General features: G+C 70.7%; 10 protein-coding genes, 2 tRNA genes and 1 pseudogene. 11 read left to right on the top strand and 2 right to left on the bottom strand.

Annotated elements, in window-relative coordinates; all coding sequences use genetic code 11:
* The 7 genes from C1J00_RS26440 to C1J00_RS26410 form a co-directional block, all read left to right on the top strand.
* On the top strand, positions 1–1,506 hold a 1,506-nt coding region (locus C1J00_RS26440; protein ID WP_102911541.1), incomplete at its 5' end, for an LCP family protein.
* Positions 1,507–1,609: 103 nt separating this feature from the next.
* Positions 1,610–2,056 (top strand): ribosome silencing factor, encoded by a 447-nt coding sequence (rsfS, locus tag C1J00_RS26435; protein ID WP_102911540.1) that lies wholly within the window; start codon positions 1,610–1,612, stop codon positions 2,054–2,056.
* Positions 2,047–2,721 carry a histidine phosphatase family protein gene (locus C1J00_RS26430; protein WP_102911539.1) on the top strand — a complete coding sequence of 225 codons (675 nt, stop codon included), beginning with the start codon at positions 2,047–2,049 and terminating at the stop codon, positions 2,719–2,721. Before rsfS ends, C1J00_RS26430 begins: the two co-directional genes overlap by 10 nt.
* Before the next feature lie 74 nt (positions 2,722–2,795).
* Positions 2,796–2,868 (top strand) — tRNA-Ala (locus tag C1J00_RS26425).
* Between the two features lie 200 nt (positions 2,869–3,068).
* Complete coding sequence (locus C1J00_RS26420; protein ID WP_101927779.1) at positions 3,069–3,242, top strand: hypothetical protein; 174 nt, start codon at positions 3,069–3,071, stop codon at positions 3,240–3,242.
* A gap of 3 nt (positions 3,243–3,245) precedes the next feature.
* Positions 3,246–3,479, top strand: a complete 234-nt coding sequence (locus C1J00_RS26415; RefSeq protein ID WP_006136074.1) for a hypothetical protein — start codon at positions 3,246–3,248, stop codon at positions 3,477–3,479.
* Positions 3,480–3,576: 97 nt separating this feature from the next.
* Positions 3,577–3,649: transfer RNA gene (locus C1J00_RS26410), tRNA-Ala, on the top strand.
* A 111-nt stretch (positions 3,650–3,760) separates the two neighbouring features.
* Here C1J00_RS26410 and C1J00_RS26405 read toward each other — a convergent pair.
* The gene (locus C1J00_RS26405) at positions 3,761–5,371 is read right to left on the bottom strand and encodes an NADH-quinone oxidoreductase subunit NuoF family protein (RefSeq protein WP_102911538.1); all 1,611 of its coding nucleotides are present in this window, start codon (positions 5,369–5,371) and stop codon (positions 3,761–3,763) included.
* Entirely contained in the window at positions 5,368–6,633 is a 1,266-nt protein-coding gene (locus tag C1J00_RS26400) for a ferric reductase-like transmembrane domain-containing protein (protein ID WP_102911537.1), read from the bottom strand. The genes C1J00_RS26405 and C1J00_RS26400 overlap by 4 nt, the downstream gene beginning before the upstream one ends.
* A 470-nt stretch (positions 6,634–7,103) precedes the next feature.
* Here C1J00_RS26400 and leuS point away from each other — a divergent pair, with 470 nt between their 5' ends.
* From leuS to C1J00_RS48355, 4 genes and pseudogenes are all read left to right on the top strand, one after another.
* Entirely contained in the window at positions 7,104–9,983 is a 2,880-nt protein-coding gene (gene leuS / locus C1J00_RS26390) for a leucine--tRNA ligase (RefSeq protein ID WP_102911535.1), read from the top strand.
* Between the two features lie 174 nt (positions 9,984–10,157).
* On the top strand, positions 10,158–10,964 hold the full coding sequence (locus tag C1J00_RS26385) for a hypothetical protein (RefSeq protein ID WP_102911534.1): 807 nt from the start codon (positions 10,158–10,160) through the stop codon (positions 10,962–10,964).
* A 72-nt stretch (positions 10,965–11,036) separates the two neighbouring features.
* On the top strand, positions 11,037–11,882 hold the full coding sequence (locus C1J00_RS26380) for a DegV family protein (protein ID WP_102911533.1): 846 nt from the start codon (positions 11,037–11,039) through the stop codon (positions 11,880–11,882).
* A 497-nt stretch (positions 11,883–12,379) separates the two neighbouring features.
* A pseudogene (locus C1J00_RS48355) lies at positions 12,380–12,635 on the top strand (ComEA family DNA-binding protein); the annotation flags it as partial.

Below are 12,635 nucleotides of genomic sequence, written 5' to 3'. Positions count from 1 at the left end.
CCCTACGGCGCCTACGACCCGTACGCCACCGGCTCGCACCAGGGCGGCCCCCCGCAGAGCACCCAGCACGACCCCTACGGCCAGGCCACCGCTGCCGACGCCACCGGCCGGCAGTCCCGCACCGCCGAACAGACCGCGCAGCAGACCGCCCCCGTCCCGCAGCAGGCCGCCCACATCCCGCAGCAGGCCGGACCGGCTCACGACCGGGAAGCCCCCGCCGAACCGCAGCGGGACTACCACACCGAGCAGTTCGCCTTCGTCGAGGAACCGGACGCCAACTCCGAAGACGTCATCGACTGGCTGAAGTTCACCGAGAACCGCACCGAACGCCGTGAGGAGGCCCGGCGCCGGGCCCGCAGCCGGATCGTCGCCCTGACGGTCGTGCTCGCACTCGTCGCGGCCGGCGGCGTCGGCTACCTCTGGTACGCGGGCAAGCTGCCCGGCCTGTCCTCCGACGGCTCCGCGACCGGCACCGCGACGGCCGCGGGCACCCAGAAGCGCGACGTGATCGTCGTCCACCTGCACGACGTCAACGGCGACGGCACCGCCACGGCCCTCCTGGTCGACAACACGACCACCCAGCGGGGCACCACCGTCCTGCTGCCCAACTCGCTCGCTCTGACCAGCGACGACGGCACCACGACGACCCTGGCCAAGTCGGTCGAGGACGACGGCTCCGACGGCACCCGCGACGCGCTCGACACGGTCCTCGGCACCGACATCGAGGGCACCTGGCGCCTGGACACCCCCTACCTGCAGAACCTCGTCGACCTCGTCGGCAACATCGACGTCGACACCGACACGGCCGTCCCCGACCCCGCCGCCAAGAAGAAGGGCGCCGCCCCCCTGGTCAACAAGGGCCGGGCCCAGACCCTCAGCGGCAAGATGGCCGTCGCCTACGCCACCTACCGCGCCCCCGGCGAGGCCCAGAACGCCCAGCTGGAGCGCTTCGGGCAGGTCCTGCAGAGCATGTTGCGCAAGCTGTCCTCCGACCCGCAGGCCGCGACGACCACGATCCAGACGCTGCAGCAGATCCTCGATCCGTCCCTCACCGACAAGGACCTCGGCACCTTCCTCGCCGGGCTCTCCGACCTCGCCAAGGGCGGCGACTACAAGACGGACCTGCTGCCCGTCCTGAGCGACGGCACGCTCAGCGCCCAGACCGGCGCCGGGATCGTCAGGAAGGTCCTCGGCGGCACCGCCAAGAGCCCCGACAAGGACGCCGCCGTAAGTGTCTCCGTCCAGAACGCCACCGGCGTCAGGGACAACACCGAGAAGGCCCGCGTCGTGCTCCTCAACGGCGGCTTCACCTTCCTGGACGGCGGCACTGGCACCGCCCGGGCCACCTCCCAGGTCGTCTACGCCGACGCCGCCGGCAAGGCGAACGCCACCGAGGTCGCCAAGACCCTGGGCCTGCCCGCCGGCTCCGTGGCCAAGGGGAAGATCTCCACGAGCGCCGATGTCTCCGTCGTCCTCGGCCAGGACTACAAGCCGTCGTCCGACTAGACGGCGGGACGGGCCCCCCACGTGATCCCCGTCATCGCGTGGGGGACCCACGGCGGTCCGTGAGACCCTTGGTGTCAAGTGTCCGCCGACCGAAAGCCTTGTAGTGACCGTGACCGACCGCTCTCACGAGCTGATCAACACCGCCGCCCAGGCGGCTGCCGACAAGCTGGCCCACGACATCGTCGCCTACGACGTCAGTGACGTGCTGTCCATCACGGACGCCTTCCTGCTGGCCTCCGCACCCAACGACCGCCAGGTCAAGGCGATCGTCGACGAGATCGAGGAGCGCCTTTCGAAGGAACTCGGCGCGAAGCCGGTGCGCCGCGAGGGTGACCGCGAGGCCCGCTGGGTGCTCCTCGACTACGTCGACATCGTCGTCCACGTCCAGCACAGCGAGGAGCGCGTCTTCTACGCTCTGGAACGGCTGTGGAAGGACTGCCCCGAGCTCGAACTGCCCGAGGAGGCCCTGGCCACCCGCGGCAAGGCCGAGGAGCACGCCAAGCTGCGGGCGGCCGAGGAGGCGGCGGAGCTGGACGGTGACTGGCGGTGACCTCCTTCAGTGAGGCGTCCGCCGGGAAGGGCCGGGGCCGGCGCATCATCCTGTGGCGGCACGGCCAGACCTCGTGGAACGTGGAGCGCCGCTTCCAGGGCAGCACGGACGTCGAGCTGACCGAGACCGGTCTCGGTCAGGCCCGCCGCGCCGCCCGGCTCCTCGTCTCCCTGAAGCCGGACGCGATGATCGCCTCCGATCTCCGGCGCGCCGCGGCCACGGCCGTCGAGCTCGCCACGCTCACCGGCCTCGACGTCACCCACGACGAGGCGCTGCGCGAGACCTACGCGGGCGCCTGGCAGGGACTGACGCACGAGGAGATCATCGGCCGCTACGGCGACGAGTACACCGCGTGGAAGCGCGGCGAGCCCGTACGACGCGGCGGCGGCGAACTGGAGACCGAGGTCGCCGACCGGGCCGCCCCCGTGGTGCTCCGGCACGCCGAGAAGCTCCCCGAGGACGGCACGCTCGTCGTGGTCAGTCACGGCGGCACGATCCGCACCACGATCGGCCGCCTGCTGGGTCTCGATCCCCGCCACTGGGAGAGCCTCGGCGGACTCTCCAACTGCTGCTGGTCCGTGCTCGGCGAAGGAGCCCGCGGCTGGCGCCTGCTGGAGCACAACGCCGGCACCCTGCCGGAACCGGTGCTCGGCGACGACGACTGACCTGGATTTCACTTTCCGGCAGGTCGCACGCTAAAGTTCTTCTTGTTCGCCCCGCCCGGCGGGGACGGACGCGAGGGGCTATAGCTCAGTTGGTAGAGCGCCTGCATGGCATGCAGGAGGTCAGGAGTTCAATTCTCCTTAGCTCCACGTCAAGATCCCGTTCCCGGTCAGGGGGCGGGATTTTTCGTGCTCCGGCTTGAGTCACTCGGCCTGGCTGAGGCGTATACCTCTACGGCGCTGCCCCGTGCCGTGTCCGGACTGGTACTGAGGCGTCGCTGACCGTATTGGTCCGGCCGTGGCAGAATCAAACGGCCGGAAGGGGGCGCGGCCCGACGGGAGGAGTAGCGATGCCTGCGAGCATCCGCGAGGAGGTCGACCACCTCCTCGAAGCAGCGTTCACACGGGAGATGTCCACCCGCCTCAGCTGCCCTTCCTGCGGTTCCGCGCACGTGGCCCAGATGCTCGGCGACAACGGCGGGATTTCCTACGTGTGCACGGCCTGCGGCCACAGCTGGAGCTGATCGATGGGTGCACACAGGCGAAAGTGCGACTGGTGCGGCAGCGGGACTCCGATCGTCCGCGACATGGAACCGATCAATCCCGACTACCAGTACTGGTGCGAGGAATGCGCGCGGGCGCTGATCATAAAAGGCGACCCCATCGAAACGTACCGCGAGTTGGAGGGCGAGCCGATCTACGGCCGGCTGCTGGAGGAGCACTGCACGCTCAAGCGGTTCTACTCGTTCGTCACGGCATAACGGTCATTTCGGGCGAAGCGAAACCGATTTGGTGTTGGGACTGATGGGCCAGTAAAGTTGGCTTCGCCGCCGGGGAAACCCGGCGAAGCACTGGCAAGGGGCTATAGCTCAGTTGGTAGAGCGCCTGCATGGCATGCAGGAGGTCAGGAGTTCAATTCTCCTTAGCTCCACAGAGGTTGAGAAGGCGGGCCATCCGATCGGATGGCCCGCCTTCTTGTCGTGGGTGTGAGCACTGGGTATGAGTACGGCGGGCCCCTGAGGGGAGCCCGCCGTACGTGTGCTCAGCGGCCGAGAGCGCGGCGGCCGCGGCCCTGGGAGAGGACCGGGAGGTTGCGGGACGGCGCGCCCGGCGCACCTGCCTCCTCGAGGCGCAGCGCCAGCGCCGGGCAGCGGCGCACCGCGCGTAGAGCCTTGGCCTCGGCGTACCGCGGTACCTGCGCCTGCGCCACGGTCGGGAAACCGTCGGCCCCCAGCTGGAACACCTCGGGGAGGATGTCCGCGCACAGCCCGTGGCCCCGGCACAGCGTCCAGTCCACGTAGATCTTCTGACGGCTGGGGCCGTTCTCCTCGGACTCGCCGCCGCCCGGGATGCCCGTGGGGGCCCTGCCGCCCTCGAAGAGCGGCAGAACGCCCTCCACGGGCCGTCCGCAGCCGTTACCGAGGACGTGGGCGGCCAAGTCGTCCGTGAACGCCTTGATGGTCGACTCGAGGAACATCGCGGAGCCGTCCGGGTGCGAACACGCGCCGCGCCGCTTCACGTTCTTGGCGACCTGCTTGAGCGCCTCCAGGGCGGCCGGCCCGCCGCCGTTGAGGATGTCCTCCAGGCCGCGCGCCGCGGCCGGCAGACCGAGGTAGCAGGGGCCGCACTGGCCCGCGCTCTCCTCGGCCAGCCACTGCGCCACCCGGAGCGACTCGCCCAGCGGGCAGGTGTCCTGAGTGATCGGCAGAATTGCGCCGGCGCCGAGCGCGCCGCCCACCGCGTCCAGGGAGTTGCGCGAGACGATCGCCTCGTTGACCGTCGCCGCGTCGATCCACTTGCCGTGGTAGCCGCCGGTGAGCACGCCCTGCGGCACCGGTGGTGCGCCGGCGAGCTGCAGGACGTACCGCAGGGGCACGCCCGTCGGGACCTCGATGACCATGGGGCGGGCGACGGCGCCGGAGACCGTGAGCATGACGGTGCCCGGCTCGTCGTAGAGGCCGGTGTTGCCGTAGCGCTCCGGGCCGATGCGGGCGGCGATCGCCAGCTGGGCGAAGGTCTCGGCGTTGGACAGCAGGGTGGGTGCGCCGCCGACGCCGTTCTGCGAGGCGCTGACCTTGCGGCCGGGCGGGATGGCCGGCCCGCCGTCGATCGAGCGGATCAGCGACGCGGCGGCACCGGTGACCATGCGGACCGGGTTGCGCTGGACACGCGCGCGCAGGGCCGAGCGGCGGCCGTTGTTGAGGCCGCGTTCGGCGAGCGCGGCCTCCATGGAACGCTGGGTCGACTCACGGGTGACCCCCACCACGAGCGTGCGGGCACCCAGGGCCTCGGCGCACAGCAGCGCACCGTCCAGGATCAGATGAGGAGCACGGTTGATCAGCACCGTGTCCTTGCGGCAGGCCGGCTCGTCCTCGCTGCCGTTCACGACGACGACGGGCCGGACGCCGCGCTTGATCGCCGCCTCGGCCACCGAGCGCAGCTTCTTGTGGAAGGGGAAGCCCGCGCCGCCGCGGCCCTTCAGGTTGATGCGTTCGGCGAGTTGCGCGAGCTGCTCGCCGCCCATCGGCTCGAGCGGCCCGTGCACCTTGAGGTGCATGGGCAGATCGAGCCGATCGACAAGGTCGAAGCCTGACGTGAGCTGAGGAAGGCCGACGACGCGGACTTCGGGTACGTCGGGCAGGGCCTCGTTCACTTAAAGCCTCCGGAAGGCGTGTTCCAAGGTTCGCCCGATCCCGGAGCGTCGAAGTCATAGGACGCACCGGGCGTTGATTCAGTGGCGGGACCGCTGTTGTACGTGTCGTTCGGGTAGTACGTGTCGTAGACGGCATTCGTCTCACCCGTGTCGTACACGTCACTCGATCCAAAGCCGGCGGCGCCTGGATTGCCATAGGCAGGGATGCTTTGTCCGGTGTCCTGCAGGGGGTCGTAGGGCGGGATGTTGAAGCCCGTGTCCTGGAGCGGGTCGTAGGCCGACGGCGGGGCCTCGCCGACCGGCGGCGGGGACGGGATCGGCCAGTTGCCGGAGGTGCTGGAGGGGCCGTCCACGGTCGGGATGGTCTCGGTGGGCTGCATGTCCAGCGGCAGCTGCATGGCGGTGGTCGGCCCGGGCGCGAAGGCCTGCTGACCCTGGGGCGGGCCCGAGACGGCCCGGTAGGCGGCGGCGAAGCCGTTCGCCGGCTCCTTGACCGCAGGGCGTTCCGCCCTCTCGTACAGCGGACCCGACGGGGAGGCCGAGGAGCGCGCGGGTGCCTCCCGGCCGTCGTAGCCGGGCAGCGCGGAGCCGCCGCCTGCCCGGGCCCGGCTCTCCTCCAGATCTCTGCGGTCCGGGCCCTCGCCGGGCCCGATCAGCGAGGCGACCTTGTCGGCGACCTGGCGCTTGACCTGGCGCGGAGCCGCGCGCAGGGCGAGGGCGCCGGCCACTCCGGCCAGGGACAGGCAGTACAGGACGACGAAGGTCGGCTTGGCCGCGCGACCCGCGTAGAGGCCGTGGACCAGCGCGGCGCACCAGGCCGGGTAGGCCAGCATGTGCATGGCCCGCCAGCGGGCGGCGACGGGCGCGGGGGACGCGAAGCGGTTGCGCAGCATGCCCGTGATGGCCACGAAGATCATGAGCATGCTGGCCAGGGTTCCGAGGCCGATGAGGAACGACCGGCCCATGACGGCCTCGTCGTCGGTGAACACCAGCCCGAAGGGAACCACCGCGGCGACCCACGAGGTGTGGGACAGCGCCAGCTTCACCCCGATGTGCACCAGCAGGAAGACGATCGAGGCGACGGCCGTGGTCCGGTGCACGGCCTGCGCCAGGATGCGGCGGCGTGCGTCGAGGAGGATCCGGTCCTGGGCGACCAGGCCCCAGATCACCGAGCACGTCAGACACACGAGGGACAGCACGCCCGCACCGAAGTTGAAGAACTCGGCGAACGAGTCGTCTGCCGTGGAGTCGAACTGGTTCACGACCGGCCTCCCCACGTCCCGGCGAGCGGGGGTGGTGAGCTGATACTGCGATGAGGGTTCATGGGGGCAACTCCGAGCGGTTCGGGAAAGCAGCGGTCCCGCTGCCGAACTCTAAGCGGAGCCATACCGATGGGTACGAGGTTTGAGTTATTGCGTTGTTATCAAAGGACAATGTGGTTGTTCTGTTGTCCCTTAGTGACTGTTACGCGAAGTAACTATTGACCTTGGTTCAGCTTGTCGGGCACCGAGACACCCCCGCGAAAGCGCGTCGCGACGCGCTGGGGGCCTGCGGTACCCTAGCGCCATGCGTGCCGTACGCCTTCTGCTTAGCGGGCCGCGCTGATCAGTCCCGGCCACCGGACGAACCGAGTGGCCGGCATCGGCGCGGCGTCCCCTCCTGTGCGAGGGGATTTTTCGTTTCTCGAACGAGACAGCCGCAGGCAGAGACGATCGATGGAGCTTTGAGGATCATGAGCGAGACGAACCCCGCCGCCACCTCCGAGGTGACGGCGCCGCACCGCTACACGGCCGCCATGGCTGCCGACATCGAGGCACGCTGGCAGGACTTCTGGGACGCCGACGGCACCTACGCAGCACCCAACCCCAAGGGTGACCTGACCGGTGACGGACAGACCGTCGCCCGCCCCAAGAAGTACATCATGGACATGTTCCCGTATCCCTCCGGTGCGGGCCTGCACGTCGGACACCCCCTGGGCTACATCGCCACGGACGTCTTCGCGCGCTTCCAGCGGATGACCGGCCACAACGTCCTGCACACCCTGGGCTTCGACGCCTTCGGCCTGCCCGCCGAGCAGTACGCGGTGCAGACGGGCACGCACCCGCGCGTGTCCACCGAGGCCAACATGGAGAACATGAAGTCCCAGCTGCGCCGGCTGGGTCTGGGCCACGACAAGCGCCGGTCGTTCGCCACGATCGAGCCGGACTACTACAAGTGGACCCAGTGGATCTTCCTGCAGATCTTCAACTCCTGGTACGACCACGAGGCCGGGCGTGCCCGCCCGATCGCCGAGCTGGTCGCCGCGTTCGAGTCCGGTGAGCGGCCCGTTCCGGGGCACACGCGCGCGTGGAGCGAGCTGAGCCCCGCCGAGAAGGCCGACGTCCTGGGCGAGTTCCGGCTGGCCTACGCCTCCGACGCGCCGGTCAACTGGTGTCCCGGGCTGGGCACCGTGCTGGCCAACGAGGAGGTCACCGCCGAGGGCCGCTCCGAGCGTGGCAACTTCCCGGTCTTCAAGGCCAAGCTGCGCCAGTGGAACATGCGCATCACGGCCTACGCCGACCGGCTGCTGGAGGACCTGGACGCGCTGGACTGGCCCGAGGCCATCAAGCTGCAGCAGCGCAACTGGATCGGCCGCAGCGAGGGTGCCCGCGTCGACTTCCCCATCGACGGCGAGCGCATCACCGTCTTCACCACCCGCCCCGACACCCTGTTCGGCGCCACCTACATGGTCCTGGCGCCCGAGCACCCGCTGGTGGAGAAGTTCACCCCGGCCGCCTGGCCGGAGGGCACCCACGAGGTGTGGACCGGCGGCCACGCCACCCCCGGTGAGGCCGTCGCCGCCTACCGTGCCCAGGCCGCCTCGAAGTCCGACGTGGAGCGCCAGGCCGAGGCCAAGGACAAGACCGGCGTCTTCATCGGCGCGTACGCCACCAACCCGGTCAACGGCGAGCAGGTCCCGGTCTTCATCGCCGACTACGTCCTGATGGGCTACGGCACCGGCGCGATCATGGCCGTCCCGGCCGGTGACCAGCGCGACTTCGAGTTCGCGCGCGCCTTCGAGCTGCCGATCACCTGCATCGTCGAACCGACCGACGGTCGCGGCACGGAAACCTCCACCTGGGAGAACGCCTTCGCGTCGTACGAGGCGAAGATCATCAACTCCTCGAACGACGAGGTCAGCCTGGACGGCCTGGGCGTCGCCGAGGCCAAGGCGCGCATCACCGAGTGGCTGGAGCGGTCCGGCGTCGGCGAGGGCACCGTCAACTTCCGGCTGCGCGACTGGCTGTTCAGCCGCCAGCGCTACTGGGGCGAGCCCTTCCCGATCGTCTACGACGAGGACGGCATCGCCCACGCCCTGCCCGAGTCGATGCTGCCCCTGGAACTGCCCGAGGTCGAGGACTACTCGCCGCGCACCTTCGACCCGGACGACGCCGACACCCAGCCCGAGACGCCGCTGTCGCGCAACGAGGACTGGGTGAACGTCACCCTGGACCTGGGCGACGGACGGGGCCCGCGCCCGTACCGGCGCGAGACCAACACCATGCCCAACTGGGCCGGTTCCTGCTGGTACGAGCTGCGCTACCTGGACCCGCACAACTCCGAGAAGCTGGTCGACCCCGAGATCGAGCAGTACTGGATGGGCCCGCGCGAGGGGCAGCCGCACGGTGGTGTCGACCTGTACGTCGGCGGCGCCGAGCACGCCGTGCTGCACCTGCTGTACGCCCGCTTCTGGTCCAAGGTCCTGTACGACCTGGGCCACGTCTCATCCGCCGAGCCGTTCCACAGGCTGTTCAACCAGGGCATGATCCAGGCCTACGTGTACCGCGACAGCCGCGGCATCGCGGTGCCGGCCGCCGAGGTGGAGGAGCGCGACGGCGCCTACTGGTACCAGGGCGAGAAGGTCTCCCGGCTGCTGGGCAAGATGGGCAAGTCCCTGAAGAACGCGGTCACTCCGGACGAGATCTGCGCCGAGTACGGGGCCGACACGCTGCGCCTGTACGAGATGGCCATGGGCCCGCTGGACGTCTCCCGGCCGTGGGACACGCGCGCGGTGGTCGGCCAGTTCCGGCTGCTGCAGCGGCTGTGGCGCAACATCGTCGACGAGGCGACCGGCGAGGTCACCGTCGTCGACACCGAGCCCGGTGAGGAGACGCTGCGCGCCCTGCACAAGGCGATCGACGGCGTCAGCGGCGACCTGGAGGGCATGCGGTTCAACACCGCCATCGCCAAGGTCACCGAGTTGAACAACCACCTGACCAAGGTGGGCGGGCCCGTGTCCCGCCCGGTCGCCGAGGCCCTGGTGCTGATGGTCGCCCCGCTGGCCCCGCACATCGCCGAGGAGCTGTGGCGAAGGCTGGGGCACACCGACTCGGTGGTGCACCAGGACTTCCCGGTGGCCGACCCCGCGTACGTCGTCGACGAGACCGTGACCTGCGTCGTGCAGATCAAGGGCAAGGTCAAGGCGCGGCTGGAGGTCGCGCCGTCGATCTCCGACGACGAGCTGGAGAAGGCCGCGCTGGCGGACGAGAAGGTCGTCGCCGCGCTGGGCGGCGCCGGGATCCGGAAGGTGATCGTGCGCGCGCCGAAGCTGGTGAACATCGTTCCGGCGTGACCGCCGGGGCGGAGCGTGCGGAGCGCTCTCGGGGTGGTCCGCTACGGGCGGGTCCCCTCTCGGGGTGGTCCCCTACGGGCAGGTTCGGGGTTTTTCTGGAACTCCAGGCCTGCCCGTTGCGTTTACCGTTGAAGAGCGACGCGAAGCGCCGTGACGTCCTGAGGAGGAGCACTTGTGGATGCAGTGATCGCCGTCTTCGCCCTGCTCTTCGTGCTCCTGTTCGGGCTCGGGGCGTACGCCACCGTGAAGGCGGTCGGTGCCGCCAAGCGCGGCGTGGACCGCGGCATCACCCAGGCCCGCCGCACGGTCGAGGACCACACACTGCGCGCCAAGTCCTTCGCCCAGCCCGGCGCCGCGGGCGAACTCGCCCAGCTCCGGCTGAAGCTGCGCACGTCGATGCGCGCCACGCAGGACGCGCTGAACGCGGCCGTCGCCGAGGACGAGTCCCTGAAGGAGTCCGTCGGCCTCTTCGAACGGCTCACTGCGCACGGCCATGAGCTGGACGACGAGCTCAAGCGCCTGGAGTCCGAGCCGGACCGCGCCGCGCTCGGCGAGCGCCTGCCCGGGCTGCGCGAGCGCACCGAGCGCATCGCGCACGCGGCCGACTCACTGCGCTGGGCGGCCCGCGACCGGGCCCGCCGCTTCGCGGACGACGACCTGGACTCGCTCAGCGCCCAGATCGACCTGGAGTCCGGGGCGCTGCGGCACTGGACGGCTCCGGAGCCGCACCCCGCGTCCTCGCAGCAGCCCTCGTCCTCGGCGCAGCCGGCGTCCGCCCGGCAGCAGGCCTCGCCGCCGCAGTCCTCGCCGCCGGCGTGGCCCCAGGCGCCCGCCGCGGATGCCGCCACGGGCGGGCAGACCTGGCCGGACACCGCGCAGTCCGGCTCCGCTCAGGAACCGGCACGGCCCGCCATCACGCCGCCGGCGGCGCGCCCGACCTACCCCTGGCAGAAGAAGCCCCGCCCCGAGAGCACCACTTGATCCGGCCACGCTCGCCGCGGGGCGCAGGGGTCGGACTGCCGCACGGGCGCTACGGCAGGTAACCTCCAGCTCATGTCCCGCCATGTCGCGATCGTCACCGATTCAACGGCCTACCTGCCGACCCGGACGATGGAGCGTCACGGCATCACGGCGGTACCTCTGACCGTGGTCCTCGGCGACCGGGCGCTGGAAGAGGGCACCGAGATCTCCACCCGCGCCCTCGCCCAGGCTTTGCAGAAGCGGCGCCCCGTGACGACCTCGCGACCCGCTCCCGCGGTCTTCGAGCAGACGTACCGCAAGGTCGCCGAGTCCGGCGCCACCGGCATCGTCTCCCTCCACCTGTCCGCCGAACTCTCCGGTACGTACGACGCGGCCGTCGTGGCCGCACGGCAGTCGCCGGTGCCGGTGCGGGTGGTGGACACCGGCATGATCGCGATGGCGCTCGGGTTCTGCGCGCTCGCCGCCGCGGAGGCCGCGGAGTCGGGCGGGACGGTGGACGAGGCCGTCACGGCCGCGGAGAAGAGGGCCGCGGGCACCTCCGCCTACTTCTACGTGGACACCCTCGACTACCTGCGGCGCGGCGGCCGTATCGGTGCCGCGCAGGCCCTGCTGGGCTCGGCGCTCGCGGTGAAGCCGCTGCTGCAACTGGCGGACGGCCGTATCGAACCGCTGGAGAAGGTGCGGACCGCGTCCAAGGCGATCGCCCGCCTCGAAGAGATCGCGGCCGACCGTGCCGGCAGCGCCCAGGTGGATGTCGCCGTGCACCATCTCGCCGCCCCGGACCGGGCGTCGGCCCTCGCCGACCGGCTGCGGACGAGGGTGTCAGGGCTGGCCGATCTGCATGTCAGCGAAGTCGGGGCGGTGATCGGGGCGCACACGGGGCCCGGACTGCTGGGAGTCGTGGTTTCGCCCCGGTGAACGTTGCTGTGAAGCTCGGGTCGCCCGTGTGAGGGACGGAGTTGTCCACAACCGGGGGATCGTCCCCGGGAATCGGGCAAGATCATCGCGAGTGGGCCGAGGTGGCCGATCCTCGTCGCATGGCACTTCGATCACGTTCACGCACAGCGACCGCGACCAGTGGCCCGGGCCGTGGGCCGGTGTCCGACGGGCGCGTCCGTCATCGCCGGCACACGCCTGTCGCACGCGGGCGAGCCCGCCGGAATCATGCCTCGGCGGAGGAAATCCGGCGGCGCGCAGAGGTGTTGTTCGGCGAGCCTGCCGAGCTTGCCGAGCCGACTGGACCGGCCCAGTCAGAGCCTGCCGAGCCTGCCGGGTCAGAGCTTGCCGGTTCGGCCAGGCCTCCGGGCCGGGCCGAGCCGGTCGAACGGGCGGGTGAGCGGCGGGAGTCGGGGCAAGGGCCGCCGGGGCCGGCGGGTTCCGTCGGTGTCGAAGAGACCCGGCGAGGGCCGGCTGCCGTGGGTGCTTTCGCCGAGTCGGAGAGCGCGGAGAGTGGCGCGGCGGAGGGAGCCTGGCGGGAGCGGGCCGGGCTCGCGCTGCGGGAGCGGATGCCGCTGTGGTTGCAGGCCAGGTACGGTCTGGAGCGGCGGAATGTGCTGGCCCTGACGGTGGTGCTCGTCGTCGCGGCGGGGTTCGCCGTGCAGCACTTCTGGGCAGGCCGCTCGCAGACCGTGCGTCCGCCGGAGGTGGTGCGGGCGGCGGTGCCGTTCGGGG

Origin of the sequence: Streptomyces cahuitamycinicus, from assembly GCF_002891435.1 — a bacterium.
GTDB classification, from domain to species: Bacteria; Actinomycetota; Actinomycetes; order Streptomycetales; family Streptomycetaceae; genus Streptomyces; species Streptomyces cahuitamycinicus.
The sequence above is the reverse complement of the archived record's forward strand: the minus strand, read 5'-3'. Positions and strand labels throughout refer to the sequence as shown.